At 52.8% G+C, this 16410-nt stretch carries 18 protein-coding genes; 16 read left to right on the forward strand and 2 right to left on the reverse strand.

Annotated features, from left to right (window positions below; genetic code table 11):
* The first annotated feature begins 4 nt into the window (after positions 1–4).
* Genes OH773_RS04765 through cobT form a run of 12 tightly spaced genes read left to right on the forward strand, consistent with a single transcriptional unit; the run spans position 5 to position 9439 of the window.
* Complete coding sequence (locus OH773_RS04765; RefSeq protein WP_270143499.1) at positions 5–730, forward strand: precorrin-3B C(17)-methyltransferase; 726 nt, start codon at positions 5–7, stop codon at positions 728–730.
* Positions 727–1515 (forward strand): cobalt-precorrin-6A reductase, encoded by a 789-nt coding sequence (locus OH773_RS04770; RefSeq protein WP_270143501.1) that lies wholly within the window; start codon positions 727–729, stop codon positions 1513–1515. The genes OH773_RS04765 and OH773_RS04770 overlap by 4 nt, the downstream gene beginning before the upstream one ends.
* A gap of 3 nt (positions 1516–1518) precedes the next feature.
* Positions 1519–2313, forward strand: a complete 795-nt coding sequence (gene cbiK / locus OH773_RS04775) for a sirohydrochlorin cobaltochelatase (protein WP_270143503.1) — start codon at positions 1519–1521, stop codon at positions 2311–2313.
* Positions 2310–3026, forward strand: a complete 717-nt coding sequence (locus OH773_RS04780; protein WP_270143505.1) for a cobalt-factor II C(20)-methyltransferase — start codon at positions 2310–2312, stop codon at positions 3024–3026. Before cbiK ends, OH773_RS04780 begins: the two co-directional genes overlap by 4 nt.
* Complete coding sequence (gene cbiM, locus OH773_RS04785; protein ID WP_270143507.1) at positions 3023–3760, forward strand: cobalt ECF transporter S component CbiM; 738 nt, start codon at positions 3023–3025, stop codon at positions 3758–3760. Before OH773_RS04780 ends, cbiM begins: the two co-directional genes overlap by 4 nt.
* 2 nt (positions 3761–3762) lie before the next feature.
* Positions 3763–4044, forward strand: a complete 282-nt coding sequence (locus tag OH773_RS04790; protein WP_270143509.1) for an energy-coupling factor ABC transporter substrate-binding protein — start codon at positions 3763–3765, stop codon at positions 4042–4044.
* Entirely contained in the window at positions 4031–4708 is a 678-nt protein-coding gene (locus OH773_RS04795) for an energy-coupling factor ABC transporter transmembrane protein (protein WP_270145682.1), read from the forward strand. The genes OH773_RS04790 and OH773_RS04795 overlap by 14 nt, the downstream gene beginning before the upstream one ends.
* Positions 4709–4716: 8 nt before the next feature.
* A complete protein-coding gene (locus OH773_RS04800) occupies positions 4717–5532 on the forward strand; it encodes an energy-coupling factor ABC transporter ATP-binding protein (protein ID WP_270143511.1) in 816 nt (271 codons plus the stop codon).
* Positions 5529–7052 carry a cobyric acid synthase gene (locus OH773_RS04805; protein ID WP_270143513.1) on the forward strand — a complete coding sequence of 508 codons (1524 nt, stop codon included), beginning with the start codon at positions 5529–5531 and terminating at the stop codon, positions 7050–7052. The genes OH773_RS04800 and OH773_RS04805 overlap by 4 nt, the downstream gene beginning before the upstream one ends.
* On the forward strand, positions 7049–7600 hold the full coding sequence (gene cobU, locus OH773_RS04810) for a bifunctional adenosylcobinamide kinase/adenosylcobinamide-phosphate guanylyltransferase (protein WP_270143515.1): 552 nt from the start codon (positions 7049–7051) through the stop codon (positions 7598–7600). Before OH773_RS04805 ends, cobU begins: the two co-directional genes overlap by 4 nt.
* Entirely contained in the window at positions 7591–8349 is a 759-nt protein-coding gene (cobS, locus tag OH773_RS04815) for an adenosylcobinamide-GDP ribazoletransferase (protein WP_270143517.1), read from the forward strand. The genes cobU and cobS overlap by 10 nt, the downstream gene beginning before the upstream one ends.
* Before the next feature lie 31 nt (positions 8350–8380).
* Positions 8381–9439, forward strand: a complete 1059-nt coding sequence (gene cobT / locus OH773_RS04820; RefSeq protein ID WP_270143519.1) for a nicotinate-nucleotide--dimethylbenzimidazole phosphoribosyltransferase — start codon at positions 8381–8383, stop codon at positions 9437–9439.
* A gap of 23 nt (positions 9440–9462) precedes the next feature.
* On the opposite strand, the gene OH773_RS04825 is transcribed toward cobT, so the two are convergent.
* Together OH773_RS04825 and OH773_RS04830 are read right to left on the reverse strand one after the other, a co-directional pair.
* Positions 9463–10065 carry a helix-turn-helix transcriptional regulator gene (locus OH773_RS04825; RefSeq protein ID WP_270143521.1) on the reverse strand — a complete coding sequence of 201 codons (603 nt, stop codon included), beginning with the start codon at positions 10063–10065 and terminating at the stop codon, positions 9463–9465.
* Positions 10066–10106: 41 nt separating this feature from the next.
* Positions 10107–10808, reverse strand: a complete 702-nt coding sequence (locus OH773_RS04830; protein ID WP_270143523.1) for a flagellar brake protein — start codon at positions 10806–10808, stop codon at positions 10107–10109.
* Between the two features lie 634 nt (positions 10809–11442).
* Between OH773_RS04830 and OH773_RS04835 the strand changes: the two genes are divergently transcribed.
* The 4 genes from OH773_RS04835 (at position 11443) to OH773_RS04850 (ending at position 16396) form a co-directional block, all read left to right on the forward strand.
* A complete protein-coding gene (locus OH773_RS04835; protein ID WP_270143525.1) occupies positions 11443–11973 on the forward strand; it encodes a fimbrial protein in 531 nt (176 codons plus the stop codon).
* Positions 11974–12031: 58 nt separating this feature from the next.
* The gene (locus OH773_RS04840; protein WP_270143527.1) at positions 12032–12718 is read left to right on the forward strand and encodes a fimbrial biogenesis chaperone; all 687 of its coding nucleotides are present in this window, start codon (positions 12032–12034) and stop codon (positions 12716–12718) included.
* A gap of 99 nt (positions 12719–12817) precedes the next feature.
* Positions 12818–15343, forward strand: coding sequence for a fimbria/pilus outer membrane usher protein (locus OH773_RS04845; protein WP_442865671.1), 2526 nt, complete (start codon positions 12818–12820; stop codon positions 15341–15343).
* A 12-nt stretch (positions 15344–15355) separates the two neighbouring features.
* The gene (locus OH773_RS04850) at positions 15356–16396 is read left to right on the forward strand and encodes a fimbrial protein (RefSeq protein WP_270143534.1); all 1041 of its coding nucleotides are present in this window, start codon (positions 15356–15358) and stop codon (positions 16394–16396) included.
* The last annotated feature ends 14 nt before the right edge of the window (positions 16397–16410 follow it).

Genomic DNA, 16410 nt, shown 5'->3' on the forward strand with positions numbered 1-16410 from the left:
ACTGATGTTAAGCGTAATTGGGATTGGCCCTGGCTCGCAGGCAATGATGACCGTCGAAGCCGTGGAAGCGTTGCAGTCTGCCGAGATCGTGGTGGGTTATAAAACTTATACCCATCTGGTGAAGGCTTTCACCGGCGATAAGCAGGTGATCAAAACAGGGATGTGTAAGGAAATTGAACGCTGTCAGGCCGCGATTGAACTGGCGCAAAACGGACACAACGTGGCGCTGATCAGCAGTGGCGATGCGGGTATCTACGGTATGGCGGGGCTGGTGCTTGAGCTGGTCACCAAACAGAAACTGGATGTGGAAGTGCGGCTGATTCCGGGAATGACGGCCAGCATCGCCGCCGCTTCTTTGCTCGGCGCACCGTTAATGCACGATTTTTGTCACATCAGCCTAAGCGATCTGCTGACCCCCTGGGCAGTCATTGAAAAACGCATCATTGCGGCGGGCGAAGCCGATTTCGTCATCTGTTTTTACAACCCGCGCAGCCGTGGCCGTGAAGGGCATCTGGCCCGTGCCTTTGAACTGTTATCAAGCAGCAAACGCGCGCAAACCCCGGTCGGCGTGGTGAAGGCTGCCGGGCGCAAAAAACAAGAGAAATGGGTCACCACACTGGGCGAGATGGATTTTGAATCCGTGGATATGACCAGCCTGGTCATCGTGGGCAATCAGGCGACCTATGTCGAGCAAGGGCTGATGATTACCCCGCGAGGTTACACGCTGTGAAATTCGGCGATGTGTTGGTCGTCGGGGGCACGAGCGATGCCCGAGCGCTATGCCGACAACTGGATGACGCAGGGGTTGCGTACACCCTGTCGGTGGCGACGCCAACGGGCGAACACCTCGCGGGCGACATCGCCGGAGCGGTGCGCTGTGGGCGCATGGATTATCAACAAATGACCGCCTGGTTGCGTAAACAGGGCACGAGCTGGGTGATTGATGCTTCACACCCATACGCGGAAGTTGTAAGCCGCAACCTGGTGCGCGCCTGCCGGGAAACCGGTGTGCTGTTAAGCCGCTACCAGCGGCCAGAGCAACGTGCCGAAGTGGAACATCCACTGCTTTATTGCGTTAAGAGCATCGATGAGGCCTGCCAGGTTGCCGCAACGTTGGGTGAGCGCATTTTGCTGACGACAGGGAGCAAAGACCTCGCCGCCTGGCGCGCAGGGCTTGCGGGAAAAACGCTGATGGCCCGTGTGCTGCCGGTCGCGGAGGTGCTGCAACAGTGCGCTGATCTGGGATTTAGCGTGAATCACATCTTCGCACTGTGCGGCCCCTTCAGTGCCGAATTCAACGCCGCCTTTTACCGACAGTGCCGGGCAGACCTGGTTGTCACTAAAGCGTCAGGCGCGGAAGGCGGATTCCTGGAGAAAGTTCAACCCTGCCTGGAAGCTGGGATCCCCTGCATTGTCATCATGCGCCCGGCACCCCTGGTGCAGGGATCTGAATTACTGGAAAGCCAGACGGCATTTTCACAACGTTTGTCACGCTGGCTGAAACAAAAGGATTAAACGATGAAAAAAGCGCTTCTTGTCGTGAGTTTTGGCACCAGCTATCACGACACCGGTGAAAAAAATATTGTGGCGTGTGAACGCGATCTGGCGGCCAGCGTTCCCGATCGCTGCCTGTTTCGTGCTTACACCTCAGGGATGATCATCCGAAAGTTAAAACAGCGTGATGGGATCTCTGTTGATACGCCGATGCAGGCGCTACGAAAGCTTGCCGATCTTGGGTATCAGGACGTGGCGATCCAGTCGTTGCACATCATCAACGGTGATGAATACGAAAAGATTGTGCATGAAGTGCAGATCGTGCGGCCTTTGTTTTCGAAGCTGGTGATTGGTGCGCCTCTGCTCAGCAGTTTTGATGATTATTCGCAACTCATGGTGGCACTGCGCCAGCAAATGCCTGTATTGGGCGAACGGGAAGAAGTGGTGTTCATGGGCCACGGAGCCAGCCATCACGCATTCGCCGCGTACGCCTGTCTTGATCACATGATGAAAGCGCAACAGATCCTCGCAAGAGTGGGCGCGGTGGAAAGTTACCCGGAAGTGAGCCAACTGATCGACAGCATGCTTGCCGAAGGCGTTCGCGCCGTACATCTGATGCCGTTAATGCTGGTGGCTGGCGATCACGCCATCAACGATATGGCTTCTGACGAAGACGATTCGTGGAAATCTCAGTTCTGCGCCGCAGGGATCCCGGCCACACCGTGGTTGCAGGGGTTGGGTGAGAACCCGGCGGTGCGTGCGATGTTTGTCGCACATTTGCAGCAGGCCATTAAAAGCGCAATGAAGGAGGCAGCATGACGGGAAAACTCTATGCCATCAGCACCGGACCTGGGGCAAGCGACCTAATCACCGTGCGGGCATCACGCGTATTGGCCACGCTGGATGTGGTGTATGCCCCAGCCGGACGCAAAGGCGGCGATAGCCTGGCCCTTTCCATCGTCCGTGAATATCTGGGTGAGCACACGCAAGTCTGTTGCCGTCATTTCCCAATGAGTGCTGACAGTGCTGAAAAAGAGGAAGTCTGGGATGCGGTTGCCGCCGAACTGCAAAGCGATGTCGAGGCAGGAAAACGGGTCGGTTTTATTACCCTCGGCGATGCCATGTTGTTCAGCACCTGGGTCTTTTTGCTCAAGCGGTTACAAAATCCTGACTGGCTGGAAATCATCCCCGGCGTGACCTCTTTTTCCGCGATTGCTTCACGTTCCGCCACGCCGCTGGCGATGGAGCAGCAATCGCTGGCCGTGATTTCCTGTACCGCGCCAGAAGCGGAGATTCGCCAGGCGCTGGAGCAGCATGACAGCCTGGTATTAATGAAAGTGTATGGTCGCTTTGCGCGCATTAAATGTCTGCTGCAAGAAGCGAATTTGCTGGATTGCGCCTTGATGATGGCGGAAGCCACGCTACCGGGGGAGCAGTGCTGGCGGGAGCTGAGCGCCATAGATGACGAGAACCCACTGCCGTACTTCTCCACCATTCTGATTAATAAACAGTGGGGGAGAGAAAGAAAATGAACCTCGAAAAACAGCTAAAACGGCTCTCGTTCAGCGGCCTGGCAGCGGCGCTATTGTTGATGGTGGTGCCAGAGCAGGCGTTTGCGATGCACATTATGGAAGGGTTTTTACCGCCGATGTGGGCGCTGGCCTGGTGGCTGCTCTTTTTACCTTGTCTGTGGTACGGCCTGGTGCGTTTACGCCAGATTGTGGCCGAGGACAGCCATCAGAAAGTGCTCCTGGCGCTGTGCGGCGCATTTGTTTTCGTCTTGTCGGCGCTGAAAATTCCTTCGGTCACCGGGAGTTGCTCGCATCCCACGGGCGTTGGGTTGGCGGTGATTTTATTCGGGCCGGGCGTAGTGGCTATCCTCGGCGCGGTGGTGTTGCTGTTCCAGTCTCTGCTATTAGCTCACGGCGGTTTGACGACGCTTGGCGCTAATGGAATATCGATGGCGGTGATGGGGCCGGTTGTGGGTTATCTGGTGTGGAAACTGGCTTGCCGCGCAGGGTTACGTCGTGATGTCGGCGTCTTCTTATGCGCCATGCTGGCGGACTTAACCACCTATTTTGTGACGTCGGTTCAACTGGGGGTCGCGTTCCCCGACTCGGAGGCGGGCATGATGGGATCGACTCTCAAGTTTATGAGTATTTTCTGTTTGACGCAGATCCCGATCGCGATAGCTGAAGGGCTACTGACCGTATTGATCTACGACCAAATAACGAAACGTCGGTTGATAACGGTAGAGGGGCACTAACGATGAAAAAGACAATTATTTTACTCGGGATGGTCATTGCGCTGGTGATACTGCCCTTCTTCATTGACCACAATGGCGAGTATGGCGGTTCCGACGGTGAAGCGGAAAGCCAGATTCAAGTCATCGCCCCGAATTACACACCGTGGTTCCAGCCGCTGTATGAACCCGCAAGCGGCGAAATAGAAAGCTTACTGTTTACCTTGCAGGGCTCTTTGGGCACGGCGGTGATTTTCTACATTTTCGGTTTCTGGAAAGGGAGACAACGTGCAACTGACCGGGCTTGACCGAATCAGCTATCAGAGCCGCTGGTATCACGTTTCACCTGTCCGCAAGTTCTGGCTGTGGCTGACGATGATGGTGCTAGCGTTTGTCCTGCCACCGGCCGGCCAGGCTTGCCTGCTGGCGCTGGTGGCGGCGCTAACCTGCTGGTTACTGCGTATTTCGCTCAGGCGTTGGTGCCGTTGGATGGCGCTGCCTTTTGGTTTTTTGCTGGTGGGGGTTGTCACCATTCTATTCAGTATCAGCCACCAACCTGGAGCGCTGCTGTGGAGCGTGCCGGTGGGCAGCGTCTGGGTTGGTATCAGTCATGACGGCTTGCTGATGGCCAATGCCACCTTCTGGCGAAGCCTGGCAGCGCTGGCGTCAACCTTCTGGTTGGTACTGAATCTGCCTTTTCCGCAGTTGATTGAGCTACTGCAACGGGCGCGGGTGCCGCGTTTAATGACCGAACAAATCCTGCTGACCTGGCGCTTTATTTTTATTTTGCTGGAGGAGGCGCTGGCTATCCATCGCGCTCAGACGTTGCGCTTTGGCTATCGCCGCCTGCCTCAGGGATATCGATCGTTTGCGATGCTGGTTGGACTGCTGCTCACCCGGGTGATGATGCGTTATCAGCAAATGGTGACGGTGCTGGATATCAAACTTTATCAGGGTGATTTTCACCTGTAAGGAGCGTCATGCTAGCCACTGAATCTCTCTGGTTTCGCTACCAGGACGAGCCGGTACTCAAAGGTGTTTCGCTGGATTTCTCACGCCATTCGGTCACCGGGTTAGTGGGGGCGAACGGTTGCGGAAAATCGACATTATTTATGAACCTGAGCGGCATTCTGAAACCGCAAAAAGGGGCGGTGCTGTGGCAGGGAAAACCGCTGGATTACAGCAAACGCGGTTTGCTGGCGCTGCGTCAGCAGGTCACCACCGTTTTCCAGGACCCGGAACAGCAGATTTTCTACACCGATATCGACAGCGACATTGCGTTCGCGCTGCGCAATCTCGGGGTAGATGAAGCAGAGATTGCACGGCGGGTAGAGGAGGCGTTGACGCTGGTCGATGCACACGCCTTCCGTCATCAGCCGATTCAGTGCCTGAGCCATGGGCAGAAGAAACGTGTTGCCATTGCGGGCGCGTTGGTACTCCAGGCGAAATATCTGTTACTGGACGAGCCGACGGCAGGGCTCGACCCGTCAGGGCGTATGCAAATGATTGAAATCATTCGGCGCATCGTCGCGCAGGGCAACCATGTGGTGATCTCCAGCCACGACATCGATTTGATTTACGAGGTGAGCGACGCGGTGTATGTGCTCAACCACGGTGAGGTTTTAGCGGAAGGGACGCCGGAAGCGGTCTTTTCTCGTCATGCCTGTATTCAGCAAGCGGGGTTAACGCAGCCATGGCTGGTCAAATTGCACCTCGAGCTGGGATTGCCGCTTTGTAAAAATGAGGCGGATTTTTTTGCCCGGATGCGGGCGACATACATTCAGGAGGCGTCATGAAGCGGGCAATCATGCTACAGGGAACGGCATCTGATGTCGGGAAAAGTGTTCTGGCCGCGGGGCTTTGCCGTATTTTCCATCAGGATGGATGGCGAACCGCACCGTTTAAATCGCAGAACATGGCGCTGAATTCCGGCATCACGCCGGAAGGTAAAGAGATGGGGCGGGCGCAAATATTCCAGGCCGAAGCGGCGGGAGTTGTGCCGGATGTACGCATGAATCCGGTATTGCTCAAGCCCACCAGTGATAGCAAAGCGCAGGTGGTGCTGATGGGGCTGGTGGCCTGCAACATGGATGCCGTCAGTTACCACGAATACAAACCGCGGCTGCGCGAACAAGTAGCGGCGGCGTATAACAGCCTTGCACAAGAATATGACGTGCTGGTGCTGGAGGGGGCGGGTAGCCCGGCAGAGATCAATTTGCGCGACCGCGACATCGTCAATATGGGGATGGCGGAAATGGCAGGATGCCCGGTTATCCTGGTGGCGGATATCGATCGTGGCGGCGTTTTCGCCTCCATTTACGGCACGCTGGCGCTGTTGCAGGAGCACGAACGCTGGCGCGTAAAAGGCGTCATCATCAATAAATTCCGCGGTGACGTGGCGTTGCTTCTCCCCGGGATTGAACAGATTGAGTCATTAACGGGGGTCCCGGTGTTGGGGGTGATGCCGTGGCTGGATGTTGATCTGGAAGATGAAGACGGCGTGGCGCTCCAGCGGGGTAAATACGCGCGCACCGAAAAGCGCGATATCGAGATTGCCGTGATGCAATTGCCGCACATTTCCAACTTTACGGATTTCAATGCGCTGGCGGCGCAACCGGATGTGCGGGTGCGATATGTTCGCCATGCCGAAGATCTGGACGGTGTGGATCTGGTTATCTTGCCGGGCAGCAAAAACACCCTTGGCGATCTGACCTGGATGCAGGAGCACGGGCTGGCCCAGAAAGTGCTGGAGTTGCATCGATGCGGTGTGCCGATCATCGGGATTTGCGGTGGTTATCAGATGCTGGGTGAAACCATTATTGACGAGGTGGAGTCCGGGCTTGGCACATTACCGGGGCTGGGGTTGCTCAACACCGTGACCCAGTTTGCCAGCAGCAAAACCACCACCCAGGTGACGGCTGAAATCGCAGCCTCATTGCCCGGTTGGCTGGCGCAGGCGTCGGGGATTGCGGTACGCGGCTATGAAATCCACATGGGGGAAACGCGTTTAACATCGGGTTGTCGTCCGGCGTTGTCGCTGCAAAAAAATGGTGGGTCGGTGGCTGACGGCGCAGTCAGCGATGATGGGCTGGTTTTTGGTACTTATCTGCATGGATTATTCGATAGCAACGCCTTTACGCGGGCGGTCGTCGATGGTCTTCGGGCGAGGAAGGGATTAGCCGCGCTGACAAATACTGTGGATTACGCGAGTTACAAAGCACAGCAGTTTGATCTTCTGGCCGCCGCTATGCGGCAGAACATTGATATAGAAAAAATTTATCACGTCATGCGTGAACACCAGGAGGCAACGGAATGATTCTGGTCACGGGGGGCGCACGCAGCGGAAAAAGCGGCCATACAGAACGGCTGGCCGCTCAGCATTGTGACCACGTTTTATACATTGCCACCTCTCTGGTCACGGATGACGAGATGGCCTTGCGAGTAGCGAAGCATCAAGCGCAACGGCCAGAACACTGGCGTACCTGGGAAGGATTCCGCGATGTGGGCGACGTGATCCGCCACCATTTACAGCCTGGTGAAGGCGTGATGCTGGAGTGCATCACCACAATGCTTTCAAACCTGCTTTATGAAGAAAGCGAAGGCGCTGACCCTGAAACGCTGGATTTTACTGCTCTGGAAGCATTCTTGTACCGTCAGATTGACGATCTCATAGCGGCATGCCAACAGTCTTCAGCCCCGATCTTCATTGTGACTAATGAGCTGGGCATGAGCATCACACCGTCTAATCGCCTCGCGCGCCATTTTGTGGATATATCCGGCAGGGTAAATCAGAAGCTTGCGCAGGCGGCAGATGAGGTGTGGTGGGTGGTGGCGGGAATTGGGGTGAAAATCAAATGTCGCTAAACATGCTGGTCGCGACGATGCGATTTATTACCCGCATTCCGGTGCCCGAAAAGTGGGCTGATGGCGTTGAGTTCAACCAGTATGGCAAGGGCGTGCCGTATTTTCCCATCGTGGGCTGTATTGTCGGCGGGATTGCCGCGTTGGTTTCGCTGCTGGTCAGCCAGAGCGGGGGCGGCATTTATATTGGCGCGCTGACCTATGTTTTGGCCCTCGCTTTTCTGACCGGTGGGTTTCATCTGGATGGGCTGGCGGACACCTGCGACGGACTTTTTTCTGCCCGTAGCCGCGAGCGCATGCTGGAAATTATGCGCGACAGCCGCCTGGGAACGCACGGTGGCCTGGCGTTGGTCTTCTGTATTCTCATCAAAACATTCGTTGTGGTTTCGCTTTCGCATTATCCCGTTAAAGAACTCTTCGCTCTGCTGATTTGCGCGCCGGTAGCCGCCAGGGCGGCCATGGTGCTGGCGATGTACAGGCAGCGCTATGCCCGTGCCGGTGAAGGAATGGGCAATGTTTATATCGGCCAGATTAGCGGCTTTCAGGCAGCCACAACCTTGATTATTGGGGCGCTGCTGGTGGTGTTACTCGCCGGATCGCGGGGGCTTATCGCCACTCTGGTGACTTATTGTGTGGTTTATGGCGTCGCGTCATTTATTCGCCGTCAGTTAGGGGGGCAAACCGGCGACACATTGGGTGCCTCGGAAGAGGTGGGTGAACTGGTTTTTCTGCTGGCATTGCTGTGGGTTTGAATGACGCGTTAAACAATTGAGGATAAGAACGGTGCAAACATTAACGGAATTAGTGGCAAGCATCAGGCCGCTTGATGAACAAAAAATGGCGCAAGCGGCTGACTATATTGAAAGTTTAGCGAAGCCTGCAAAAAGTCTTGGACGCCTGGAAGTGATGGCCACTCAACTGGCGGGTATGCGGGGTTTGAGCCATCTGGATAATCTGCAAAAAGAAATCATTGTGATGTGCGCCGATCACGGTGTGTTTGATGAAGGTGTGGCCGTCACACCAAAAGAGGTCACCTATATTCAGGCGCTGAATATGCAGAAAGGGCTGACCGGCGTGTGCGTGTTGGCAAAAAACAGCCAGACGTCGGTTTTGCCGGTAGATATTGGCATTGATTGTGAACCCATCGCGGATATGGTGAGCCTTAAGCTGGCACGCGGTTGCGGCAATATTGCCCGGGGGCCAGCCATGTCGCGCCAGGACGCTGAACAACTGCTGCTGGCCAGCGCACAGTTGGTGAAGAAGCGTGCGGATGAAGGCGTGTCTATTTTTGGCGTCGGTGAATTGGGTATTGCCAATACCACACCCGCTTCGGCGATGATCAGCGTCTTTAGCGATTGTGATCCTCACGATGTGGTGGGGATCGGGGCCAACCTCCCACTCGATCAGTTACAGCACAAAGAGTCTATTGTGAGAAAGGCTATCCACATTAATCGGCCTGACGGCAATGATGCGGTGGATGTGTTGGCGAAAGTGGGCGGGTACGATTTGGTGGGGATGACGGGGGTCATTCTTGGGGCGGGGGCGTGTGGCCTTCCGGTGGTGCTGGACGGTTTTCTCTCCTACGCGGCGGCCATCGCGGCTTGCCAGATTGCACCTGAAGTCAAAAGCTATTGTATCCCTTCACATTTCTCGGCAGAAAAAGGCGCGCAACGCGCATTAGAGCACCTTAACCTAAAGCCGTATCTCTATCTGGATTTACGCCTCGGAGAAGGGAGTGGCGCGGCCATTGCGATGTCGATATTAAGTGCGGCATGCGCCATGTATTGCCATATGGGATTGCAAGCGAACAGCGGTTTTAGTCTGCCGGGTTCACCGACATAATCGTTAATCAATTGCCCCCAGCCTCAGAATATAAACGAACGGAATCCGCTGAGGTTTTGATAAAGCTGAGCGCTGTTGCGAAACCCCAGTTTCCGTACAGCGTTCATCTTATGACACTGCGCGGTTTTGTAGTTGATGGCCAGTTGCTGCGACACGTGGCGAATATCTGAGCCATCAAGCAGTAACCGTAGAATGCTTTTTTCCATTTGCGTCAGTTTACCGCGCTCCGTTGATCGGGTTCCCATGGAGCTAACAATGCCAGGGTTCATCACCATCTGAAGCAGCGTTAAATGCAGCTGCGCCAGCCGGGCATTGTCGGCAATCATCTGAACATGGTGAAGCAATAATTCCGGTACCAGTGATTTGTGCTGGTGTTTTAACAGCAGCGCAATCTGTTTTCCCTTCACATCTTCCACATGGTGATTAAGCCAGAGGATTTTTTCTGTGGGGGAATAACTGCTGTCCAGCAGGCTAATCAGCAGCGGTACGGTGGGATCTGCCTCCAGCACAAACTCCAGCTCTGCCGTCGTGCTCACAAAGACAGGCTTCAGTCCTGATTCGATAATGGCTGAATGCAGGCCCGCCCCCATGAAATCCATGGCGCTCCAGACGATAATATTTTTCATCGGTGTTATTTCTCTTTAAAAACGAAAAGCCAGCGGCCGCCTTATAATCGGTGCAGTCGTTTCTCTTCAAGGAGTAATTTAACAATGATATTGTCCAGTTTTCGCAGCGTACTTTCCGTCATTCGCTTGAACTGGCAGGAGAGATGAACGACGTCACGATAGCTCTCATCCTCGTCGGTTTCTATTATTGGCTCTACGTTGATCACGTGAAGATTAGAAACCAGAGTGCCTATATCATTAAAATCAAATTCAACATTGCGTAATGTCGTGCCGCAAAGTGAATTAATATGCTCATCATTTTCAACAATCAGTGCACAACCACCGTGGGAAATATCCTTAATTCTGTAGTGGTATTTACGCCCATCATTAAACTTGCCGTAGCACTGGAAGTTATGTTTGTTTGCCAGGGTTAAACGCGAATGCATTCGCCGCTGGGTCACTTTGACGCTTACGGGAAAACAGACGTATAAACAATTGACGTTATTAACGATAACGGCTTTTGCTTTTGCCGTTTTAAAATCGTATTTGCCGTTGTCATCCTGGATAACAAAATTCAAAGCATTGCGCTTTTTCGCCAATTCTTCTTCCCACGGGATAAAAAAGCCTGCGGAATCTATTTTCTGAATACGACTGGCTATAACCATGTTTTTGTCATGGATATCAACACGACTTCCCTTTTTTACTGCCTCACGCATAATCGCAATGATTTCAAACATATCCTGTTTGACGTAGGCGTCTTCCATTTTGTAATTATCCTTCTGATACGAATATCAAAGTGCTAACAGTTTGCTAATGGGGGGGAATAAGATTGTTATCTGAACCCAGAGAAGAGCCGTCACTCAGCGCTATTTAATAACAATCGTTGTATCTGCAAAGTCATTAATTTCCCACTGGGAATATAATCAATTATTACCAGAGAGTAATAGTGGCCTTGCGTTAATAATACCATGGTAAGCTTATAATCCTGTTGGCATTAAATGTAGCATAAAAATCCAAAATAAAACAAATCCTAAGATTAACTGTCTTAGTTGTCGGTAATGGTTGATTGTTCGTGTTGCAGTCAGCGAAAAACACAGAATGTAAGACTGTGAAACCAAAAAATTACTTAATTAAAACAACAACTAACCAATTTGCTTCTCATCGCCCACCAAAATATAGCCCCTGGCTGATCACAAATTCACCTCTCCAGCAAATGTAACAATCTATTAATTTCTGTTTATTAAGTCGTGAAAACAATCAATCTATGTAAATTCATGGTGTAAATTTCCCTCGCCCAATCAGTCCATCCGGACGTTGTCGATCGAGCAGTCCCATTAATAACCAGAGGCTTTTATTTGCCTCCTAATAGTTATTTTCTAATCAGTACATGGAGTCACAATGAAGAAGATTTTACTGCCTGCCGCTGCACTAATCCTGTCAGCAACAGCAATGAATGCCTATGCAGTAAATGGCAAGGTTGAATTCACCGGTGAGATCGTGAAATCCACCTGTAACGTCGTTTCTGGCGACCAGGATAAACAAGTTTTCATTGGTAAATACCCAACAACTGCATTTACCCAAGTCGGTGACGTAACGGCTTCTAAAGCATTCACCATTTCGCTTGAAAAATGTGAAGCTGGCGATTACTCCCTGCGTTTTGATGGCCAGACTGTTGCCGGTCACTCAAACCTGCTGTCTGTTAACCCGACTAAAGATTTAAAACTGGCTGATGGTGTTGGTATCGAAGTTCTTGATAACAACGAGCAAATCATTCCTGTTAACCAGTCCGCTGATGATAAAAGCCCGTGGGTCACTATCGCGGCTGATGGTACTGCCACTTTCAACCTGAAAGCGCGCTACAAATCTTTCGATACCGTACAAGCTGGTCCTGCAAACGCGAATGCCACTTTTACCATCGAATACAAATAAGCCACGGAATGTGGGATCTGGACCACGGATGGTCTGCGTGATTAATTGGATTGAGTAAATGAAAAAGCGACTGGCATCATTATTACTTCTTATATCTTTACAGGCCTCTGCGGGAATTCAGGTCGGAGAGACTCGGGTTATTTATAACGGCAACCAAAAGTCTGCCGCCTTATCTATTCACAATGACACCGATGAAACCTGGATGGTGCAGACCTGGCTTGATAACGGCGATGCCAGCAAAACGCCAGCTAATTTACCCATGCAGGTTATCCCGCCAATTTTGAAACTGGCAGGAAATAAAGACGCTATTTTGCGCTTTATTTACTCCGGCAACGGCCTGCCTACCGATCGCGAATCCGTTTACTGGATTAACGTTCAGGAAATACCGCCTTCGGCCGAACAAGAAAACGTACTGCAAATTGCGGTGCGGACTCGCGTGAAACTCTTTTATCGCCCAACCACGGTGAAAACAACGCTTCAGAAAGAAGCTGAAGCGCTCACCTGGCGCAAACAGGGCAATGACCTTGTGGTCACCAACAACGGGCCATTGCACGTCACTTTTGGGGTGCTGACCCTCAAAGGCAGTGGCGGAAAAACCTGGAAAACCGAAGCCGATATGGTGAAGCCGATGGCTTCTCTGCGTATTGCGCTACCTGCCGGCGCGTCTGCGGCCAATAGCCTGTCATTTACTTTCATCAATGATTACGGCGGTCACACAGAAATAAAAGATACACGCATTCAATAATTCAGCTTAGGAATGAACAGCATGGCTCGCAATAAACAAATGGACCTGTTACCACGGCGTCTGGCTTATCACATTCGATGCGCTTTATGTGTATCAGCAATGCCATTGTTAGTCGCGCCGTTATCTTATGCTGATGAGCAATTCAACACGTCGTTTATTCATGGTGAGGATAACGTCACGCTGGTTAAAGATCTTGCTAATGGCGATGATATTTTACCCGGGCGTTATCCGTTCGATATTTACGTGAATAAAAAGCGTGTCGATCACCGTGAAATTGAATTTAAGAAATTACAGCCCAATACCCAAGGGACGTTTTGCCTGTCCGCTGATGAATACCGCGAATACGGGATTCTGGTTGCAGATACGGCGGGAAGCAGTTCCTGTTATGACATCGTAAAAGCCATTCCGGGCAGCTCGATGAGCTGGAATGCCGCACTACAGGAACTGGATATTTCCGTTCCGCAGACCCACATGGAACCGCTCCCGCAGGGCATGATTTCACCCCGCGTGTACGAGAACGGCATCAACGCGGCCTACGTGAACTACTCGTTCAGCGGCGATCACAACCGTTTTTCAGACAACAACAACACCCGTCAGGGCGATTACTATTTCTTGTCGCTGAACAACGGCGTCAACCTTGGCCCGCTGCGTTTTCGTAATAACTCTACGCTGTCGAAACAACCGGGTGAAAAAGAGGAATGGACGCCGGTCTCTTCCTGGGTGGAAACCGATATTATTCCATGGCGCAGCCGAGTCCAGATGGGGCAGAGCAACACCAACAATAACGTTTTCGACAGTTTCCAGTTCCGCGGGATGCAGATCTCGAGCATTCCTGAGATGCTGCCAGACAGTCTGCGCGGTTATGCGCCCGTAGTGCGCGGCGTGGCTAACACCAACGCCCGTGTGGAAGTTCGCCAGAACGGTTATACCGTCTACAGTACGATGGTGTCGCCGGGGCCGTTTGCCCTTAACGATATCTATCCGAGCAACCTCAGCGGTGACCTTGATGTGACGGTTATCGAAGCTGACGGCTCGCGCCATAGTTTCAGCATTCCTTACTCTTCCGTACCGAATATGCTGCGCGAAGGGATGTGGGAATATCAGGTAACCGCCGGTAAATATCATGATGGCTCAACCAGTTATCAACCAAAATTCGTCCAGGCGACGGTTTCTCACGGTACACAATACGATCTGACGCCGTACGGCGGCCTGCTGTTGGCTGAAAATTATCGTTCTGGGGTTGTTGGGGTCGGCACCAACTTTGGCGAATGGGGCGCGGCGTCTGTGGATGCGGCCTGGTCCGACACCGATCTGGCTACTGGCGAAAACAAACGCGGCGCCAGCTTCCGCTTCCTGTATTCCAAATCTCTGAATACCCTGGGAACCGAGTTCCAGCTCGCCGGGTATCGTTATTCTACCTCTGGCTATTATGACTTCTCAGACGCAATCAATGAGCGGGCCAGTTGGGATAACGGCTTATACCACACACAGTATTACGATCAGGACAACAACCAGAACGGCGTACCGGACTGGGCAACGAACGAACGCAAATACTACGACACGCTGCGCTACAACAACAAACGCCAGCGCGTGCAGATATCGGTTAACCAGCATATCGCTGGTGCCTCGCTTTACGCAGTATTGTCGCGCCAGAATTACTGGGGCACTTCAGCCTACGACCGCACCGTCCAGACCGGGATCAGCTCCTCGTGGAAGCGCGTCAACTACGGCATGTTCTACCAGAACAGCCGCAGTAACTACGGCTATACCGACAACAGCATCAACTTCAACCTGTCGATTCCGTTCAGCGTCTTCGATGCTAACCGCGATATGACCGTAAGCTTTAACGCAACCCACAGCAAACAGAGTGGCGACGGTTTCAGCACCGGCCTGAGCGGAACGTTGCTCGATGACAACCGTATGAACTACTTCCTGCAAACCGGTCATACCGAGAATGGCGGAAGTACCAGTCTTGCGAACCTCGGTTATCAGGGCAGTTACGGCAACATCGAGGTAGGCCACAGCTACAACTCCAACTATCAGCAGACCTCGCTTAACGTGTCCGGTGGCATCGTGGCGCACTCCGGCGGCATCACGCTGTCGCAGCCGCTGCAAAATACCTTTGTGTTGGTTGAAGCCAAAGGGGCACAGGGCGTTCGCCTTGAGAACCAGCCAGGCGCGGCCATCGACACCTTCGGCTACGCGGTACAAACCTCCGCGATGCCGTATCGCCATAACCGCGTATCGCTGCGCACTTCCGACATCGGCAACGGCCTGGATATTCCGCTGGCGGCGAAAGATATCGTCCCAACGAACCGCGCGATTGGCAAAGTGGTGTTTGAAACACATCTCGGCCAGAGCCTGCTGATTCACAGCAAGTTGAATACCGGTGAGATGCCAATGATTGGCGCCAACATTTTCAACAGCCAGGGCACCAGCATTGGCGTGGTAGGAACGCAGGGTAAAGCCTACGTTTCAGGCGTTGAAAGTGGTGAAAAACTGACAATGAAATGGGGCGACAGCGCAGACGATGCTTGCATGATGACCGTGCCGCAGTTGCCGCCAATTGATACTGATAAACCGGGTGGTTATCAGGAAGTGACTCTGACCTGCAGCACAAAATAAAGGAACCTGACAATGTGCTTTTTCAATAAACTGCCCCGGGCCGGATTGATCCTTTTCTCCCTGCTGACGGCTGTGTTTTCAACAAACAGTTTTGCGCTGTCGTGTAAGGATGCTTTTACCGGCAGTGCGAAACAGATTATCGCTTTGGATCAGCCGATCAACGTGTCGACGGCCAATCTGCAGCCAGGCCAGTTGCTTTGGCGTTCACAGACTTTCTCCTCCACTTTTAAGTGCGAAGATACGGATGGTTTCCCAAAAGGGGAAAATGCTTATCTGTGGTGGGACCCGACCAAAATGGTGCAGAGCATCCACAATTCTCTGCAAGTGGGCGTCACCTTTAAAAGCGTTGACTACAATCCGGTCGCGCAACAAAACACCCTGGTCGGGCCTGGCACCACCTGCCGCCCTAACGGAAATGGCGGTTGCCGTAGCCCGGCACAGTCCCAGACGGTGAAAGTTGAATATTCGGTTTATATCAAAGCAACAGGTAACGCGCCGCCGCAAAGCGGCCAGATAACCGATAACAATCAGTATGCGTTGTTCCAGGTTGATGGTGTGGGCGGTCTGAACTCGCGCCCGGACAGTAACTTCCGTTCTTATATTACTGGGCTTGGCAACATCCGTTTTATCTCCTGTAATCCACAGATAACCGTTGTGGCTAACAATGGGAGCACCGTGAACTTCGGCAAGATCCCGGCGCGTAATGCGGTGGTGGGGAAAATCGAAAAACAGATGCCGTTCTCCGTTGAGGCCAACCTGACCGGTGCTGGCCAGGATTGCCAGGGGAAAACGCTGATGGCAAGTTTTAGCTCCACCTATCCGACGCAGGATACCACCACCATTTTACCAACCAGTGACAGCGGTTTCGGGATTGTGATTTCAAAAGCGGATGCCCCACTGACGTGGATCCCGATGAATACCCCGCAGACACTGGGTTATATCAACGGCAGCGTTATCAGCACTAATTTCCTGGCGAGCCTGAAATGGCTGAGTACCACGCCGAAAGAGGGCACGTTTAAAGCCTCTGCGAATATTGATGTCACCTTTAAATAGACCAGCGCGGTAAT

The sequence above is a fragment of the Buttiauxella sp. WJP83 genome (assembly GCF_027594725.1).
Taxonomy (GTDB): domain Bacteria; phylum Pseudomonadota; class Gammaproteobacteria; order Enterobacterales; family Enterobacteriaceae; genus Buttiauxella; species Buttiauxella selenatireducens.

What these genes read in the sequence shown, in the direction of transcription:
- OH773_RS04805 (WP_270143513.1), top strand. Translation starts at nt 5,529, where the DNA reads ATGAAGCGGGCAATCATGCTACAGGGAACGGCATCTGATGTCGGGAAA.
- cbiM (WP_270143507.1), top strand. Translation starts at nt 3,023, where the DNA reads ATGAACCTCGAAAAACAGCTAAAACGGCTCTCGTTCAGCGGCCTGGCA.
- OH773_RS04835 (WP_270143525.1), top strand. Translation starts at nt 11,443, where the DNA reads ATGAAGAAGATTTTACTGCCTGCCGCTGCACTAATCCTGTCAGCAACA.
- OH773_RS04800 (WP_270143511.1), top strand. Translation starts at nt 4,717, where the DNA reads ATGCTAGCCACTGAATCTCTCTGGTTTCGCTACCAGGACGAGCCGGTA.
- OH773_RS04780 (WP_270143505.1), top strand. Translation starts at nt 2,310, where the DNA reads ATGACGGGAAAACTCTATGCCATCAGCACCGGACCTGGGGCAAGCGAC.
- OH773_RS04825 (WP_270143521.1), bottom strand. Translation starts at nt 10,065, where the DNA reads ATGAAAAATATTATCGTCTGGAGCGCCATGGATTTCATGGGGGCGGGC.
- OH773_RS04790 (WP_270143509.1), top strand. Translation starts at nt 3,763, where the DNA reads ATGAAAAAGACAATTATTTTACTCGGGATGGTCATTGCGCTGGTGATA.
- OH773_RS04845 (WP_442865671.1), top strand. Translation starts at nt 12,818, where the DNA reads ATGCCATTGTTAGTCGCGCCGTTATCTTATGCTGATGAGCAATTCAAC.
- OH773_RS04850 (WP_270143534.1), top strand. Translation starts at nt 15,356, where the DNA reads ATGTGCTTTTTCAATAAACTGCCCCGGGCCGGATTGATCCTTTTCTCC.
- OH773_RS04840 (WP_270143527.1), top strand. Translation starts at nt 12,032, where the DNA reads ATGAAAAAGCGACTGGCATCATTATTACTTCTTATATCTTTACAGGCC.
- cbiK (WP_270143503.1), top strand. Translation starts at nt 1,519, where the DNA reads ATGAAAAAAGCGCTTCTTGTCGTGAGTTTTGGCACCAGCTATCACGAC.
- cobU (WP_270143515.1), top strand. Translation starts at nt 7,049, where the DNA reads ATGATTCTGGTCACGGGGGGCGCACGCAGCGGAAAAAGCGGCCATACA.
- OH773_RS04765 (WP_270143499.1), top strand. Translation starts at nt 5, where the DNA reads ATGTTAAGCGTAATTGGGATTGGCCCTGGCTCGCAGGCAATGATGACC.
- OH773_RS04830 (WP_270143523.1), bottom strand. Translation starts at nt 10,808, where the DNA reads ATGGAAGACGCCTACGTCAAACAGGATATGTTTGAAATCATTGCGATT.
- cobS (WP_270143517.1), top strand. Translation starts at nt 7,591, where the DNA reads ATGTCGCTAAACATGCTGGTCGCGACGATGCGATTTATTACCCGCATT.